The organism is Candidatus Phytoplasma meliae (genome assembly GCF_016876135.2).
The window spans coordinates 34,455-52,079 of the sequence record NZ_JACAOD020000008.1 but is presented as its reverse complement, the minus strand read 5'-3'; the positions used below and the strand labels follow the sequence as shown (position 1 = coordinate 52,079).

12 protein-coding genes and 1 tRNA gene are annotated in these 17,625 nt (G+C 29.7%); all 13 read left to right on the top strand.

Features of this window, described 5'->3' with window-relative positions; translation table 11 throughout:
- The first annotated feature begins 9 nt into the window (after positions 1 to 9).
- Positions 10 to 86, top strand: a tRNA-Asn gene (locus CHTY_RS02220).
- Positions 87 to 368: 282 nt separating this feature from the next.
- The gene (locus CHTY_RS02215) at positions 369 to 2,507 is read left to right on the top strand and encodes a polyribonucleotide nucleotidyltransferase (RefSeq protein WP_203552299.1); all 2,139 of its coding nucleotides are present in this window, start codon (positions 369 to 371) and stop codon (positions 2,505 to 2,507) included.
- A 119-nt stretch (positions 2,508 to 2,626) separates the two neighbouring features.
- On the top strand, positions 2,627 to 5,011 hold the full coding sequence (locus CHTY_RS02210; RefSeq protein WP_203552298.1) for an HAD-IC family P-type ATPase: 2,385 nt from the start codon (positions 2,627 to 2,629) through the stop codon (positions 5,009 to 5,011).
- A 21-nt stretch (positions 5,012 to 5,032) separates the two neighbouring features.
- Positions 5,033 to 5,731, top strand: a complete 699-nt coding sequence (rlmB, locus tag CHTY_RS02205) for a 23S rRNA (guanosine(2251)-2'-O)-methyltransferase RlmB (protein WP_203552297.1) — start codon at positions 5,033 to 5,035, stop codon at positions 5,729 to 5,731.
- A 253-nt stretch (positions 5,732 to 5,984) separates the two neighbouring features.
- A complete protein-coding gene (gene rpmG, locus CHTY_RS02200) occupies positions 5,985 to 6,131 on the top strand; it encodes a 50S ribosomal protein L33 (RefSeq protein ID WP_203552296.1) in 147 nt (48 codons plus the stop codon).
- A gap of 16 nt (positions 6,132 to 6,147) precedes the next feature.
- Entirely contained in the window at positions 6,148 to 6,558 is a 411-nt protein-coding gene (gene secE, locus CHTY_RS02195) for a preprotein translocase subunit SecE (protein ID WP_203552295.1), read from the top strand.
- A 21-nt stretch (positions 6,559 to 6,579) separates the two neighbouring features.
- On the top strand, positions 6,580 to 7,191 hold the full coding sequence (nusG, locus tag CHTY_RS02190; RefSeq protein ID WP_203552294.1) for a transcription termination/antitermination protein NusG: 612 nt from the start codon (positions 6,580 to 6,582) through the stop codon (positions 7,189 to 7,191).
- A gap of 200 nt (positions 7,192 to 7,391) precedes the next feature.
- A complete protein-coding gene (gene rplK, locus CHTY_RS02185) occupies positions 7,392 to 7,817 on the top strand; it encodes a 50S ribosomal protein L11 (protein ID WP_203552293.1) in 426 nt (141 codons plus the stop codon).
- A gap of 58 nt (positions 7,818 to 7,875) precedes the next feature.
- Entirely contained in the window at positions 7,876 to 8,571 is a 696-nt protein-coding gene (gene rplA, locus CHTY_RS02180; protein ID WP_203552292.1) for a 50S ribosomal protein L1, read from the top strand.
- A gap of 44 nt (positions 8,572 to 8,615) precedes the next feature.
- Positions 8,616 to 9,116, top strand: a complete 501-nt coding sequence (rplJ, locus tag CHTY_RS02175) for a 50S ribosomal protein L10 (RefSeq protein ID WP_203552291.1) — start codon at positions 8,616 to 8,618, stop codon at positions 9,114 to 9,116.
- Between the two features lie 52 nt (positions 9,117 to 9,168).
- On the top strand, positions 9,169 to 9,543 hold the full coding sequence (gene rplL, locus CHTY_RS02170) for a 50S ribosomal protein L7/L12 (protein WP_203552290.1): 375 nt from the start codon (positions 9,169 to 9,171) through the stop codon (positions 9,541 to 9,543).
- Between the two features lie 151 nt (positions 9,544 to 9,694).
- On the top strand, positions 9,695 to 13,513 hold the full coding sequence (gene rpoB, locus CHTY_RS02165) for a DNA-directed RNA polymerase subunit beta (protein ID WP_203552289.1): 3,819 nt from the start codon (positions 9,695 to 9,697) through the stop codon (positions 13,511 to 13,513).
- A gap of 2 nt (positions 13,514 to 13,515) precedes the next feature.
- Positions 13,516 to 17,595 (top strand): DNA-directed RNA polymerase subunit beta', encoded by a 4,080-nt coding sequence (gene rpoC, locus CHTY_RS02160; protein WP_203552288.1) that lies wholly within the window; start codon positions 13,516 to 13,518, stop codon positions 17,593 to 17,595.
- Positions 17,596 to 17,625 lie beyond the last annotated feature (30 nt).

Here is a 17,625-nt window from a genome sequence, read left to right as displayed (position 1 = left end):
TTTTTAACAGCCTACGTAGCTCAGTTGGTTAGAGCATCTGACTGTTAATCAGAGGGTCCTAGGTTCGAGTCCTAGCGTGGGCGCCATTTTATTAGTTTTCACTTTTGAAATTATTTTTTAAATGAGTATTTATTTCAAAAATATTTAAACTACTACATTACAATTGTTTTTTTATTGTTTTTTGTAATAATTTTTTTATATTTTTTTTAAAATAATTTTAAATTGATTTTTTCATTAAATATCGCTTAAAATTTAAATAATTAGATAATTCAAATAAGCTAGTTTGTTGAAATAAATTCAAATTCTAGCTTTTTATTTTTATCATTATTGAAAAAACAACCAAAAAATTAATTAAAGGAGCAATGAAAGTGTTAAAGAAAGTTTTTGAAAATACTGATTTAAAAAATCCTTTTAAAGTCGAAATAGATACTTACGCTCGCAGTGTTGATGCTTCTGTTTTAGTGCGTTTTCAAGATACAGTGGTTTTAACAACTACTGTTTTTAGTCGTTGTCCCAATAATTTTGATTTCCTTCCTTTAACTGTTATTTATCAAGAAAAATTTTATGCTGCTGGAAAAATTCCTGGTAGTTTCTTAAGAAGAGAAGGTCGTTTAAATGATCATGAAGTTTTAACTTCGCGTTTAATCGATCGCTCTTTACGACCATTATTTCCTGCAAGTTTTAAACAAGAAATGCAAGTTATTAACACGGTTTTAAGTAGTGATCCTGATTTTAAAAGTGAGTTAGCTTCTATTATAGGCAGCTCTCTCTCTTTATTGATTTCTGAAATCCCCTTTTTTGAACCTGTATCTGGAGTTTATGTTGGAAAAATCGACGATCAATTAATAATCAACCCTACTTTGCAACAATTATCAAATTCTTCTTTGCATTTAATGGTGTCAGGAACTAAAAATAATATTATTATGATTGAAGCTCACGCTAATGAAGTCTCTGAAGAAGTTTTTTTAGAAGCAATTTCTTTTGCTCATCGATATATCAAAAAATTATGTTTATTTCAAGAAAACATTAAAAAAGAAATCGGTAAAACCAAAAACTTCAATAATTGCGATTCAATTGATTTAACTTTAGAAAAAGAATTTAATTTACAATATCAATCCAAAATCATGGAAGCTGTTTTAAAATTTTCTGATCGAACAGAAAAAAACCACTTACAACTTTTAAAAGAAGAAATTTTGGAAAAAGCTCGCCAAAAACCTTTTTTTAAAACTATTCAAAAGGTTACTTTTTTTGATTTCGAGGCTCAAAAAAAATATTTGCAAACCATAGAAACTTTATCTCAAAAATTATTTAAACAAGAAATTCGAAATTACATCATTAAAGAACAAAAAAGACCTGATCAAAGAGATTTAGAAGAAATTAGAGCATTGGACTCGCAAATTGATTTGCTTCCAAGGACTCATGGTTCTGCTTTATTTACTCGTGGCAAAACTCAAAGTTTAGCAGTCGTCACTTTAGGTTCTTTATCTGAAAGCAAAATTATGGATGGCTTAAACGATGAACAAAACAAGCGTTTTATGCTTCATTATAATTTTCCTCCTTTTGCTGTTGGGGCTATCGGCCGTTATGCTGCTCCCAGCAGAAGAGAAATTGGTCATGGCGCTTTAGCTGAAAAAGCTATTCTGCCTTTTTTACCTCAGGAAAACGATTTCCCTTACACTATTAGGGTTGTTTCTGAAATTTTGGAATCAAACGGTTCCTCCTCTCAAGCTACTGTTTGTGCAACCTCTATGGCTTTGATGGCTGCAGGAGTTCCTTTGAAAAAAGCAGTTGCTGGCATTTCTATAGGATTATGCTTTGATCAAAAAACTAATGAATATGCCGTTTTAACTGATATTCAAGGTCTTGAAGATCATATTGGCGATATGGATTTAAAAATAGCAGGAAGTACCCAAGGAATTACAGCTTTACAAATGGATCTTAAAATTCAAGGAATTTCGGAAAAAATTTTAACAGAATCCTTATTTCGTGCTAAAAAAGGTCGTCTTCATATTTTAGCACATATGAATAACATTATCGCATTACCTCGTGTAGAAATTTCCCAATATTCCCCTAAAGTTAAGATGATTCAAATAAGACCAGAAAAAATCCGTGATGTTATCGGCACTGGTGGCAAAATTATTAATCAAATTATTGAGGCTCACAATGGAGTTAAAATTGACATTGAACAAGATGGTCGTGTTTTTGTAATGCATTCTGATTTAGAGATGGTTGATAAAACAGTTTCTTTTATTGAAAATTTAATACAAGAAATTAAAGTTGGTAATTCTTACCAAGCTACTATTTTACGTTTTTTAACTGATAAATACGGTAAAATTGTAGGGGCTGTTGCTCAAATTTTTCAAGGAATTGAAGGATTAATTCATTCAAACCAAATTAAATCTCAAAAAATTACTGATATTTTAAAAATAGGTGAAAAAGTGTTAGTTAAATGTATTAAAATCAATGAACGAGGAAGGATTGATTTTTTATTTTTATTAAAAAAATAATGTATTTCAAATCATTTTAAAAAAATTCCAAAATAAAGATAAAATTTAGTTTTTTTAATATGAATTGTTTAATTGAAGAATCATTTAAATATTAATTATGAAAAGTATGGTATTCCTATATGAGTGAATTTTTAAATAAATCCGATATTACTGGATTAACTAATCAGCAAGTAGATCAAAAAAAAGCTTTAGGGCAAGTTAATGTTGTTGTTCGAAAAAATTCTCGCAATTTGAAAGATATTTTATGGAGTAATTGCTTTAACTCCTTAACTTTATTAATTTTAATTGTGACAATCATAATTATTTCTATTAAAAAATATGAACATTTGTTTTTTTTGTTGGTATCTTTAACTAATATGTTAATTAGTATTTTTCAAGAAATTAAAGCTAAAAAAACCCTAGATCAAGTATCTTTGTTGTTAAAAAATTCTTCTCAAGTTATTAGGAATGGTCAAAAAACAACTGTTGCTGTTACTGATTTGGTTTTAGAAGATGTTTTATCGCTTGAAACTGGACAACAAATTACAGCTGATGCTAAAGTTAAGAGGGGAGCTATTGAAGTTAATGAATCGCTTTTAACCGGGGAAACAGAATTAATAGTTAAAAGAGAAGGTGACTTTTTATACTCCGGTAGTTATGTTGTTTCTGGACAATGTTTAGCTGAAATTGTGGCAGTGGGAAAAGATATATATATTGAAAAAATCACTCAAGCAGCGAAAAAATATAAACAACCAAAAACCCCTTTGATGAAAAGTTTATTTTTATTGATTCGAATTATTATGGTCTTTTTAACTTTGTTTGTTGTGGTTTTAACTATGTTTGGTCGTTCGCAACATAACTCTTCTATTCTCAAAAACGACCAATTTTACCTTGGTTTATGTGGCATGATGATAGCAATGCTTCCTTTAGGTTTATTTTTATTAACTAATATTAATTTAGCTGTTGGTTTTGTCAATTTAGCAAAACAAAAAGTTTATGCTCAAAATTTATTTGGTATTGAAATGTTAGCTCAAATCAACACTTTATGTTTGGATAAAACAGGAACTATTACTGATGGAACAATGCAAGTAAAAACCATTATCCCTTATTATCAAAAACATCTTCCTTTTAAAAAATTAATAGCTTCCTTTTTAAAAGCTGAATTCACTTCTAATCATACTCGCGATGCTTTAATGAATGAATTTGGTCAAATAACTGATTTATTCCCCCCCAAACAAAACATTCCCTTTTCTAGTGTTAGAAAATATAGCGTTGTTGAGTTCGATGGGTTAGGCACTTATTTTTTGGGAGCCCCTGAATTTATTCTTAAAAATAATTTTTCTTTAATTCAAAAAGATTTTGAAACTCAAGTTAAATTAGGTCATCGAGTTCTTTTGTTTGCGCAAGCAGCCAATAATATTATTTCATCAAATAACTCTATGACTGATAAAATTTTAGATGATTTTAAGTGCACTCCTTTGGCTTTAATCGTTATTGAAGATAATATTAAAAAAGATGCTCCTTCCACTATTGATTTTTTTCAAAAAAACGATGTTGTTGTTAAAGTGATTTCGGGAGATAATTATTTAACTGTATCTCAAATAGCTCAAAGAGTGGGGATTAATGGTTGTCATAAGGCAATTAGTTTAGAAGGTATGACAGATGAGAAAGTTGCTAAGATAGCAACACAATATGATGTTTTTGGACGCACTTCTCCTCAACAAAAAAAAATCTTGATTCAAACTTTTAAAAAAATGGATCAAAAAGTGGCTATGACAGGGGATGGTGTTAATGATATTTTGGCTTTAAAAGAGGCCGATCTTTCTATTGCTATGGCTTCTGGTAGTCAAGCTACGCGCAATATTTCTAATTTAGTTTTAATGGATTCTAATTTTGCTTCGATGCCACAAGTGGTTTTTGAAGGAAGAAGGATTGTTAATAATTTAGATAAAATTTCGGTTTTATTTTTTACTAAGACCATTATTGCTTTTTTGTTAGCTCTAGCTGTTATTGTTTTTAATATTTTTGGCAGACCTTGTTATTTCCCGTTTGATCCTTTAAAATTACAATTTATTATGGATTATTGGGTAATTGGGATTCCTTCACTTTTGTTATCTTTTGAAAAAAATCATCAAATTATTAGTGGCCGTTTTTGGGTTAAAAACCTTAAGAAAGCTCTCCCTTATGCTATTTTATCTTTTGTTAGTTATTGTTTTATTTACATTCACAAAGCATTAAACAACACCGAACTAAAACAAAATGATTTAACGATAATTGCTAATTATTCTATTTTAACTTCTACTTTAATTTTATTTACAGTTTTAGCTTTGGTTTGTAAACCTTTTAATTTAGCTAAAAGAGTTTTATTGATAGTTATGTTAGCTTGTTCTTTGTGTTTTGCTAATATTTTAGGCGTATTTAAAGATTTTACCTTCTTGGATCCATTTGAAATAATATTATTAGTTGTTGTTTTTATTTTATCTTTATTAATCCCTTATTTTTGGAAAGAATCTCAAAAAAGATAAGACAACAAAGAAAGGTTTAATATGATTATTTATGGTAAAAATACCATCAAAGAAGCAATTTTGGCTAGTAGAAAAATTTATCAATTATACCTTGATCAAAAATTAAAAGACCCTTTGTTGATATCTTTTTTGCAAAAAAGAAAAATTATTTATCAATTAGTTGATAAAAAATATTTATATGATTTAACAAAACAAAAAAATCATCAAGGAGTAGCAGCTAAAGTTCAAGATTATCAATTTTATGATTTAGATAGTTATTTAGATTTTAATCAAAAACAACGTTTTTTAATTTTAGATGCTATCAATGATCCTCATAATTTAGGTGCTATTTTAAGAACTGTTGAAGCTTGTGGCTTTAATGGAGTTATCATGAGTAAAAAACACCAAGTTCCTCTAAACTCAACGGTAGCCAAAATTGCTTGTGGTGCTTTGGAATATATCAAAATTTTTTTAGTTTCTAATTTATACCAAACTATTTTAAAATTACAAAAATATCAAGTTTTAATTGTAGGAACAGATAGTAACGCCACTCATTCTTTTAATCAAATTGCTAATAATCAATCTTTGGCTATTATTGTTGGCAATGAAGGAATTGGAATCCGTTATTTGTTAAAACAAAAATGTGATTTATTGGTTAAAATTCCTATGTGTGGTAAAATTAATTCTTTAAACGTCAGCGTAGCTGCTGCTTTGATGATGTATGTGACTTTGTTAACTTAATAAAAATAATTATTAAAACCTCATTGTTTGTATTTCGTTAGGTAAGCCCGTTCATATAGTTTTCATCTAAATTTATTATTAAATTTTTTTCGAATTTCGCGATAAATGAATAATTATGATGATTCACAAAAGATTATGTTAAATATTTTGCATTTTTGAAAAAAAAGTATTTTTTTGTGATATAATAAAAAAAGATGTTTTGAAAAATTAAATTAATATTTTTTAAACTTTCTGTTACCAAAGGAGTTATTTTTTGAAAAAAAATATTTTAGTTTGTGTTTTGTGTTTGAATCGTAATTATCATATAAAAGCTAAAACCAACAATAACCAACAACGCTTAGCTTTGAAAAAATATTGCTCTCATTGTAATCAACATACTTTGCATAAAGAAACTAAGTAAAGGAGTTTTTCAGTTTATGGGAATTAAAACAGTTAATGAAAATAAACCAAACCAGCTATTAGGTGTTATTAAAAGAGAATATACCTTTATTAATATTTTATTATTTATAATATCTATTTTATCTTTGGGGAGTTGTGGAGAATTATGGAAACAACCAGAAGAAGGTAAGAGATTTTTGGGAATCACTTATGACAGTCTGCAACCAGTAAAAATCCCTTTAGTTATTTTTTTTATTTTGATCTTTTGTATTGCTTCCTTTCCTTTTGTAAAAAGCGCTTTGACACAAATTAAAAACATTACTTTTCCTTCTTTTAAACGAATTGTTGTCAATACCTTACAAGTGATCTGTTTTACATTTTTTTTAATTTTTTGCATTTATTATTTTGAAGTTATCATCAAATTTTCTTATGAATTTTTTAAGAAATAACAAAATAAATAGAAAAAATATATGAAAAAAGAAAAACAAATTATTAAAAAAATTGATTCTAAAAACAACGATCAAAAAGAAATACAGCAAGAATTGCATCAACCTAAATGGTATATTGCTCAAACTTATGCAGGTTATGAAAACATTGTTAAAGAAGAACTACTTAGAAGGGTTGAAAGCATTGGTGTCAGCGATTTAATTCTCAATGCGTTATCTCCTAAAGAAATTTATTACGAAACTCGTGCTGATGGCAAAAAAATTTCTAGAGAAAGAAAAATATATCCTGGATATGTTTTCATTCAAATGATTATCACAGATCGTTCTTGGTTTATAGTAAAAAATACACCCAGAATAACTGGTTTTTTAGGTTCTAGTGGTATAGGAACCAAACCAGTTCCCTTATCAGAACAAGAAATTCATCCTGTTTTGTTAAAAATGGGAATCATTAATAAACCTAATTATGAAAATTTAATTGGTAAAAAAGTAGAAATTATTTCTGGTTCTTTCGCAGGACAAAGCGGCCAAGTATCTATTATCGACGATAGTCGAGAAAAAATGATAGTGGAAGTTGATTTATTTGGCAGGTCTACGCCAGTAGAAATATCCTTTAATGATTTTAAGGAAATATCTTAGTTTTTTGTTAAAATATAAACATTTTTTACTAAATCTTTAAAATTTATGTTAAAATAAGTTGTCTAATTTTTTTGTCATAGATTTTTGTAACTAATAAATGTTAGTAATGTTGATAATTAAAAAGAAAAGAAAGCTATGTATTTTTGTTTTTTTGAATAAAATAAATAAATGGTTTTCGTTTTACAAAAGAAAGGTTTTTTATGGCTAAAAAAGTTGTTAAAATGGTGAAATTGCAAATTTCTGCAGGAAAAGCTAATCCAGCCCCTCCAGTGGGTCCTGCTTTAGGGCAAGCTCAAGTTAATATTCCAGCTTTTTGCTCTCAATTTAATGAAGCAACCAAGGAACAAGCGGGTTTTATTATTCCAGTAGTAATTTCTGTTTATGAAGATAGAAGTTTTACTTTCGTGACTAAAACTCCACCAGCTAGTGATCTTTTAAAAAAAATTGCTAAAATCGACTCTGGCTCTTCTAACGCTAAACAAAATAAAGTAGCAACTGTTACACGCGCTAATATCAAAGAGATTGCAAATTTGAAATTGCCAGATTTAAATGCCTATTCTATTGAAAAAGCATGTAAAATAATTGAAGGTACCGCATGCAATATGGGAATTTTAATCGAAGATTAAGTTATGAAAAATATTAAAAACAAAAATATTGATTTGTTTTGAGAAAGGAATTACTTGGATGAAACGTAGTAAAAAATATTTAGCAGCAAGTCAGAAAATTAATGTTAAAAAAACATATCCTCTTCAAGAAGCGATTAAATTAGCTCAACAAGCTCAATTTACTAAATTTGATTCAACAGTGGAATGTGCTTTTAATTTGAATTTAGATCCTAAAAAAGCGGATCAAAATTTAAGAGGCGCCCTTAATTTGCCACATGGAACAGGTAAGGTATTAAAAGTAGCTGTTCTTGCTCAAGGACAACAAGCCAAAGATGCTCAAGCAGCTGCAGCTGATTATGTTGGTGATCAAGATTTAATCGATAAAATTGCTAAAAATTGGTTTGACTTTGACGTTTTAATAGCTACTCCTGCAATGATGCCTCAATTAAGTAAATTAGGACGTATTTTAGGACCAAAAGGGCTAATGCCTAATCCGAAAGTAGGAACTGTTGCTGATAATGTTGGGTTAGCTGTTCAAGAAATTAAAAAAGGTAAAATTGAGTATCGTCTTGATAAAAATGGCAATATTCATGCAATTATTGGAAAAGTTTCTTTTGAAGAATATCAATTATTAGAAAATTTAAAAACATTATATTCACAATTGTTGGCAGTTAAACCACGTACAGTCAAAGGGAATTATATTAAAAAAATCTCCTTATCGACTACTATGTCTCCAGGAATTAAAATTGATCCTATGACAATTATATTGCAATAAAAATCAAGTTTTTTTTGTTTAAGTTTTAAAGAAAGGATAGATCAATGATAAAACCTCAGTTAGCCAAAAAAATGGAAAAAGTTTCTTTTTTACAAGAAAAATTTATTCAAGCCAAAACAGTTATTGTTTTTGAATATTCTAGTTTTCCAGTAAGCGCTTTTATGCAACTTCGTCGTCAATTAAAAAAAATTAATTGCGAAGTTAAGGTTTATCCTAAAAACATTATGGAAAGAGCCGCTGTTAATGCTCAATATAATGATTTAATTGTTTTTTTAAAAGGACTTAAAGCCTTAATTATTAGTCAGCAAGATTTTTTAGAACCTATTAAAATTATTTATAATTTTGCAAAAAAAAATAAGAATATTAAGATTGTTTCTGCCATGGTGGAAAAGAAACTGGTTTCCTTACAAGAAATCAATAGTTTAGCTACTTTGCCTTCTAAAGAACAAATGTTAGCACTTTTAGCTGTTGGCATGATGGCCCCTTTGCAACAATTAGCAATTGGTTTAAAAATGTTGTCAGAAAAACAAGAAATAAAAAAATAATAAATTTTATAATTATGAAAATTATCAAAAGATTATCAAAAAGGAGATTAAAATGGCTAAATTAACTAAAGAAAGTTTTATAACAGCTTTAAAAGAAATGTCTTTGTTAGAAATTAAAGATTTGTTAGATGGATTAAAAGAAGAATTCGGAATTGATCCAAATGCTTTAGCGGTAGCCGCAAATGGAGCTGCAAATGCAACCGAAGTGGAAGAAAAAACAGAATTTACAGTGATTATGAAAAATTTTGGTAAAAATCGAATTGCTGTGATTAAAGTAATTCGTGAAATAACAGGTTTGGGTTTACTTGATGCCGATAAATTTATTAAAGTTCCTGATCAAAAAGTAAAAGAAAATATTTCTAAATCATTAGCTGAAGATATTAAAGCCAAATTAGAACAAGCTGGTGCTGTTATTGAGATTCAATAAATTATTCTCTTACAAGTGATATAAAAACCTGAGTTATCTCAGGTTTTTTAGTCTTGCAATCTTTTTGTTTTAATATAAAAAGACAAAATTTAATTTAAAAATAAAGATTTTGCAAAAACTACTAATATGAAATAATTTATAGGAGAATAAGATGGGTTATAATAACATCAAATATGGTAAAAAAGCGGAACGTCGTAATTATTCCAAAATAATTTATGATGTTGATTTACCCAATTTAATTGAAATTCAAAACCAATCTTTTGATTGGTTTTTGAAGCAAGGTATTAAAGAGTTATTAGAGGATTTTTGTCCTATTGAAAGTTATAATGGTGATTTAAAAATTCATTTTGATGATTATTATTTTACAGGACCTAAATATAGTGTTGAAGAATCTAAAAATAAAGATATCAGTTATGTTATTCAATTGTTTGTGAAAGCTACTTTAGAAAATGTGTTAACTGGAGAAACCAAACAAAGTAATATTTTGTTAACAGATTTACCTTTAATGACTGACACTGGTACTTTTATAATTAATGGCACTGAAAGAGTAGTGGTTTCTCAAATTGTGCGATCCGCTAGTGTTTATTTTTCTAGTAGTTTCGATGTTAAACTTAATAGAAATTTATATTCTGGTCAAGTCATCCCTTCTCGCGGAGCTTGGATTGAATACGAAGAAGGATCAAAAGAAATTTTATATGTTAAACTTGATCGTTCTAAAAAAATTTCCCTATCTAGTTTCATTTATGCCTTAGGTTTCGACAATAAAGAAATGATAGAAAATGTTTTTGGTCAAAACCCCATCCTTAATTCTTTTTTTGAAAAAGAAACCCATATGGATACAGACAACGCTTTAGTGGAATTATATTCTAAAATTCGTCAAGGCGAGAAAGTTCCTGTAGACACAGCAAGAGAATTTATTAGAACAAGATTTTTTGATCAAAAAAAATATGATCTTGCTACAGTTGGTCGATATAAGTTTAATAAAAAATTAGATGTTTTAACAAGAGCGGAAAATACTTATTTAGTTTATGATTTTGTTGACCCTAACACAAAAAAAATCATTTTACCTAAAAATGAACTTTTAACAAAAGAAAAACTTGAAATTTTAAAAAAACATCGTTATTTTTTACTTCAAGAACTATTTGACCTTAAACATAATTTAGAAAACGAAACAGATGAAGAAATTTTAGCTTATAAAAAAGATCCTAAAAAAGAACAATTATATCTTAAAAAAAATATTGTAAACGTTCGCACAGGTGAAATTTTATTCACTCAAGGTGCTTCAATAACTAATGAAATGATTAATGATTTAAGAAAAAATATTCAAGCACTTGATGAAAAGGTTATTAAATTCTTTTTAGGTGCTAAAGATATTTATCAAAAAGAAAATGAGCGCAAGGGAGTATTTAATGAAATTTTAGAAGTTTATACTTCTAAAGATGAAAACGATAGATTAACCCATAAAGTTAAAATAATAGGAAATGATCAAAGAGAAACTAAAAAACACATTACCTTATCTGATATTATAGCAAGTATTAGTTATTATTTAAATCTTTATGAAAACGTCGGTAACGTTGATGATATTGATCATTTAGGGAATCGTCGTTTAAGATTGATTGGAGAATTGTTAAAAAATCAATTTCGAATTGGTTTAACTAGAGCGGAAAAAAATATTAAAGATATGATTTCTGTTAGCAAATTTAGTGAGGTTGTTCCAGGAGATTTAGTTAACTTTACTTTTTTAACAAGCATCATTAAATCTTTTTTTGCAAGTTCACGATTATCTCAATTTATGGATCAAATTAACCCCTTAGCAGAACTTACGCAAAAAAGAAGGGTTTCAGCTTTGGGAGTAGGCGGAATTAACCGTGATCGAGCGGGGATTGAGGTTAGAGATGTTCATAATTCTCATTACGGTAGATTGTGTCCTATTGAAACCCCTGAAGGTCCTTCTATTGGGTTGATCACTTCTCTTTCAACATATGCTAAAGTTGATAAGTACGGTTTTATTCAAACTCCCTTTTTTAGGGTTTTTAATGCAAACGGCAAAACTCAAATTTCGGATCAAATAGATTATTTAACAGCAGATCAAGAAAAAGAAGAAATTATAGCTTCAGCTGGGTTTGCTATTAATCCAGATAATACTTTCAAAGATCAAAAGGTGATCGCTCGGAAAAATGGAGAAACAGGGATTTACGAAAGAGAACAAATTACTTATGCTGACGTTTCTTCTAAACAAATCGTTTCTGTGGCAACATCGTCTATTCCTTTTTTAGAACACAATGATGCTTCGCGCGCTTTAATGGGCGCCAATATGCAACGTCAAGCGGTTACTTTATTGATTCCTGAATCTCCTATTGTAGGAACAGGAATTGAATATCGAGCTGCTAAAGATTCAGGTTCCCTGATTATTGCTAAAGAATCTGGTTTTGTGACTTACGTGGATGCTCAAAAAATTGTTATCACGAAAAAACCTAATCAAAACATTTCACTTAATAACAAAATTATTTTCGACATGCAACAAGATTTCACTTACGAAGTGGCAAAAGAATTATATGAACATCAAATTACAAATTATCAAGTTGAATACGTTTTAATTAACTTTTCCAAATCTAATCAAGACACTTTGATTTTGCAAAAACCAATTGTGGTTTTAGGAGAATATATCCAAAAAGGCGACATTTTAGTTGATGGCCCCTCCACTTCTCAAGGGGAATTAGCACTTGGTAGAAATGTAACGGTAGCTTTTATGACTTGGGAAGGTTATAATTATGAAGATGCCATTATTATGTCAGAAGAGTTAGTCAAAAATGATGTTTATACTTCTATTCATATTGATAAATATGAAGTTCAAATTAGGGAATTAAAAAAAGGTAGTGGCCAAGAAGAAATCACACGAGAAGTTCCTAATGTTGGTGCCGATGCCATTAAAAATCTAGATGAAAGAGGCATTATTATTCCCGGATCTGAAGTTAAAGAAGGTGATATTTTAGTGGGGAAAATAACTCCTCAAGGTAATGTTGAACCTTCATCTTATGAAAAATTAATTCAAATAGTAATTGGTGAAAAAGCTCGCGAATACAAAGATTCCTCTTTAAGAGTCCCTTATGGAGAAGGTGGAATCGTTCAAAGTGTCCATTATTTTTCTAGAAAAAATGGTGATATTTTGCCCTTCGGAGTTAACGAAAGCATTCGTGTTTTTATTGCTAAAAAACGTAAAATCAATGAAGGTGATAAAATGGCTGGTCGCCATGGTAATAAAGGAGTAATTTCGCGTATTTTACCAAAAGAAGACCTCCCTTTTATGGCTGATGGCACTCCTATTGATATTATGTTAAATCCTTTAGGTGTTCCTAGTAGAATGAATATTGGTCAAATTTTAGAAATTCATTTAGGGATGGCTGCTAAAAAATTAGGAATAAAAGTGGCCACTCCTGTTTTTGATGGCGTCAACGATAATGACCTTAAAGAAATCATGCAAGAAGCTAATTTAGAACTTGATGGCAAAATGGTTTTATACGACGGAAGAACTGGTGAACCTTATGATAGTCGCATTTCTGTCGGAGTAATGTATATGATTAAATTATCACACATGGTCGACGATAAATTACACGCCCGCAATGTAGGCCCTTACACGTTAGTTACTCAGCAGCCTATGGGTGGTAAAGTTCAAAACGGAGGCCAAAGATTTGGTGAAATGGAAGTATGGGCCCTTTATGCTTATGGTGCTGCTCACACTTTACAAGAAATTTTAACTGTTAAAAGTGATGATATGATCGGTAGAAATAAAACTTATAGTGCCATTGTGCAAGGAACTCCTTTACCAAAACCAAGCATTCCTGAAAGCTTTAGAGTTTTTATTAAAGAGTTACAATCTTTAGGGTTATATGTTGAATTAATTAAGACTGACACTAAAGAAAACGAAATTAATAAATCCTTAATTGATTATAAAAAGGAAGGTTATAATTAAAGATGAGCGATACTCAATTATTTAGGCCGTTACACACATTAAAACTTGCTCCTCCGATTTTAGAAAAATTAAAACTTTCAGGAATTAACGCTTTGGAAGATTTTAATACTTTTTCTTTGGAAGAATTAAGAGTTTTGTTACAAGAAACTTTTTTAGAAATTTTGCCTATTTTAAAACAATTTGCCTTACCTCGTGATTTAAAAAATCTTAATTTAAATAAAAATATGATGGAACAATTTTCTTTTTTACAAATTAAAGATTTTGAGCAACTTTTGCACACACCTGTTTCAATACTCACCAAATCTTTTGAAAGCGACCCAGTTTCTTTAAAACAACTTCACGACTTATTTGATTTGTATAATCACATCCCTCCTGTTGTTGATGAAAAACCTATTCCTAAAACCTCCTTGTTTTTATCTGATAAGGAATACGGAAGTCGCGATTATGATTATTTTAAAATTCGTTTAGCTTCTCCTGATGAAATTCGTCAATGGTCTTATGGTGAAGTTACAAGTTGTGAAACCATTAACTATCGCAGTTACAAACCTGAAGCTGGAGGATTGTTTTGTCAAAAAATTTTCGGACCAGTAGTTGATTTTCAATGTGCTTGTTCTAAAAAACAAGTTAGCAATAAAAGTCAATTTTGTAACAAATGCGGCGTTGAGTTTACAGAAACAAAAGTGCGACGCGAAAGAATGGGTCACATCGAATTACAAGCCCCAATTGTTCACACTTGGTATTTGAATTCATCTCCTAGTCGTTTAGCTATTCTTTTAAATATCAAAGCCAAAGATTTAGAGAAAATAGTGTATTATGTTTCTTATGTAGTTATTGATCCTGGAAAAACCTCTTTTAAAGAAAAAGAAATTATCACTGAAACTCAATATACGGAAGCTTTATATCTTTGGGGTCCTAATAGTTTTGTTGCTTTAACGGGTGCTGAGGCAGTTAGAAAATTATTAGAAAACCTTGATTTAGCAAAAACGATTAAAATTCTTCGAAAAACATTGTCAGAAGTTTCTAAACAAAAAAGAGAGAATGTGATTAAAAGATTAGAAATTATCGAATCCTTTCACCAATCAGACAATAAACCAGAATGGATGGTGATGGATGTCATCTCTGTTTTACCACCTGGTTTACGACCGATGGTTCCTTTAGATGGAGGACGTTTTGCTACTACCGAAGTTAATGATTTATATCGTCGTATTCTTAACCGCAATAATCGTTTAAAAAAACAAATGATGCAAAAAGCCCCTCGATTAATTATTAAAAATGAAAAAAGAATGTTGCAAGAAGCAGTCGATTGTTTGTTCGATAGTGATAAAAATCTTAAAAAAAATATTAATAATGTAGAAAAAAATCGCCCTCTTAAATCTTTATCAGAAATGTTACGTGGAAAGCAAGGACGTTTTCGTCAAAATCTTTTAGGAAAGAGAGTTGATTATTCTGGACGTTCAGTTATTATTGTAGGACCTGATCTTAAAATGCATCAATGCGGTGTTCCTCGCGAAATGGCAATTATTTTATTTAAACCTTTTATTCTTAAAAAATTACAAGAAACTAAAGGGATTGATAAAAAAAATGCCAATTCGATTTATGAAAAAATGAATGAAGAAGTTTGGAACACTTTAGAAGAAGTAGTGAAGGAACATCCAGTGCTTCTTAATCGTGCCCCCACTCTTCATCGTTTAGGGATTCAAGCTTTTGATCCTAAATTAATCGACGGCAAAGCCATTCGTTTGCACCCTTTAGTAACCTCTGCTTTTAACGCTGATTTTGATGGCGATCAAATGGCTATTTATGTCCCTCTTTCTTTGGAAGCTCAAGCTGAAGCCCGTTTATTGATGTTGGTTTCTAATAACATTTTAGATCCTAAAAACGGTAGTCCAGTTGTTACTCCTTCTCAAGATATGGTGTTAGGTAATTATTATTTGACTATTGAAGAAAAAAAAGATCGTATTTTGCAAGGTTATAACGCTTCACAACGTAATTTAGAATATCAAGAAAAACATCGTAATGAAGGGAAGTTCTTTGTCGACATTAATGAAGCTAAAATAGCTTATCAAAACAAAGAAATAGATTTACATACTCGAATTTTTATCAAACCTCAATCCATTAATTTAACTTTCACCGAGGAACAAAAGAAAAAATATTTAATGACGACTTTAGGAAAATTAATTTTTAATGCTATTTTGCCTGTTAATTTCCCTTATATTAACGAACCCACTCAATTCAATTTATATGTAAAAACACCTGATCAATATTTTTTAAATCCAGGAACTAATCCACAACAATTTTTAAAAAAACTACCTGTTCCCAAACCTTTTAATAAAAAGTTCTTATCGATGATTATTGCTTGTTTTTTTAAACAAATGAAAATTACAGAAACTTCTAAAATGCTAGATCATATTAAGAATTTAGGTTTTAAATATTCTACTATTGCAGGAATTACTGTTTCGTTCGCTGATATTAATACTTATTCTGGAAAAGAAAAATTATTAGAAATCGTAGAAAAACGTAATATTCAAATTGAAAATTGGTATCATCAAGGATTTTTAACAGATGTTGAACGTCGTCGCTTAGTTATTAATGAATGGAAAGTTATTCGCGATCAGATTCAAGAAGGTTTAATGAAAGAGTTTCAACAGGACAACCATATTTTTATGATGAGCGAAAGTGGCGCTCGTGGTAGTGCTTCTAACTTTACTCAATTGGCCGGAATGAGGGGATTGATGAATAACCCTAAAGGGGAAATCATTGAAGTCCCAGTTAAAGCCTCTTTTAGAGAAGGACTTAAAGTATCTGAGTTTTTCATTTCTACTCATGGAGCTCGCAAAGGTTCCACCGACACCGCTTTAAAAACTGCTGAATCAGGTTATTTAACTCGTCGTTTAGTTGATGTTACTCAAGATATTGTAGTGATTAAAGAAGATTGCGGTAGCGATCGTAGCTTTATGGTAGAACCTATGATGAGCGATGGTAAAGAAATCGTGTCTTTAAAGACCCGTATTATAGGTCGTTTTGCTAGTCGTGATATTTATCATCCAAAAACTCATGAAACTATTGTTTTACGTAATGAATTAATTACTGAAGAAAAATCTCAAGCCATTATTGATGCTAAAATTAAAAAAGTCCCTATTAGAAGCGCTTTAACTTGTAATTGTGAATATGGCATTTGCGCTAAAGATTATGGGATTAATTTAGCCACTAATAAATTAGTTGAAATTGGTGAAGCTGTTGGAGTTATTGCTGCTCAATCTATTGGTGAACCAGGAACTCAATTAACTATGAGAACCTTTCATACCGGAGGGGTTGCCTCAGCATCTGACATCACCCAAGGGCTTCCTAGAATTGAAGAACTTTTTGAAGTAAGAAAACCTAAAGGAAAAGCTTTAATTAGCGAATTTAAAGGTAAGGTTAAAAAAATTAACCATCCACGTTCACAACATCCAGAAATTGTGATTGTCCCCGAAAACGATGTACAAAACGAACAACTTTATGTTTTAGATGCTAATGTAGATATTTTAGTAAGCAAAAATAACGATGTTTATCCGGGTCAAAAATTAACCTCTGGCTCAGTTGATTTAAAAGAACTTTTGAGAGTAGCAGGCACTATAGAAACTCAAAAATATATTTTAGAAGAAGTTCAAAAAGTTTATCGCGCTCAAAATGTGTTTATTAGTGATAAACATATTGAAATCATTATTCATCAAATGTTTAAACAAGTTTTAATTCTTGATGAAGGCGATACACAACTTTTACCTGGTACAGAAATTTCTATTAATAACTTTAAGAAAGCTAATTTAGAAATGTTAAAAGAACAAAAACGATTAGCTTTAGCAAAACCAATTATTTTAGGAATTACTCGTTCCTCTTTAAGAAGTGATTCTTTGCTTTCCGCTGCTTCTTTCCAAGAAACTACTAAGATTTTAATTGATGCTGCTATCAAAGGGAAAGTAGACCATTTATATGGTTTAAAAGAAAATGTTATTATTGGTGGTTTAATTCCTGCAGGTACAGGTATTTTAGAAACTACGGATTTTGAATATCCTAAAAAAACACCTCCTAAAGATGAAAATTAAAGCTAAAAACATAAAAACCACAAAAAGAAA

Coding starts and splice junctions, on each gene's coding strand:
- rpoC (WP_203552288.1), top strand. CDS start 13,516: ATGAGCGATACTCAATTATTTAGGCCGTTACACACATTAAAACTTGCT.
- rplL (WP_203552290.1), top strand. CDS start 9,169: ATGGCTAAATTAACTAAAGAAAGTTTTATAACAGCTTTAAAAGAAATG.
- rplJ (WP_203552291.1), top strand. CDS start 8,616: ATGATAAAACCTCAGTTAGCCAAAAAAATGGAAAAAGTTTCTTTTTTA.
- secE (WP_203552295.1), top strand. CDS start 6,148: ATGGGAATTAAAACAGTTAATGAAAATAAACCAAACCAGCTATTAGGT.
- CHTY_RS02210 (WP_203552298.1), top strand. CDS start 2,627: ATGAGTGAATTTTTAAATAAATCCGATATTACTGGATTAACTAATCAG.
- rplA (WP_203552292.1), top strand. CDS start 7,876: ATGAAACGTAGTAAAAAATATTTAGCAGCAAGTCAGAAAATTAATGTT.
- rlmB (WP_203552297.1), top strand. CDS start 5,033: ATGATTATTTATGGTAAAAATACCATCAAAGAAGCAATTTTGGCTAGT.
- rplK (WP_203552293.1), top strand. CDS start 7,392: ATGGCTAAAAAAGTTGTTAAAATGGTGAAATTGCAAATTTCTGCAGGA.
- rpoB (WP_203552289.1), top strand. CDS start 9,695: ATGGGTTATAATAACATCAAATATGGTAAAAAAGCGGAACGTCGTAAT.
- nusG (WP_203552294.1), top strand. CDS start 6,580: ATGAAAAAAGAAAAACAAATTATTAAAAAAATTGATTCTAAAAACAAC.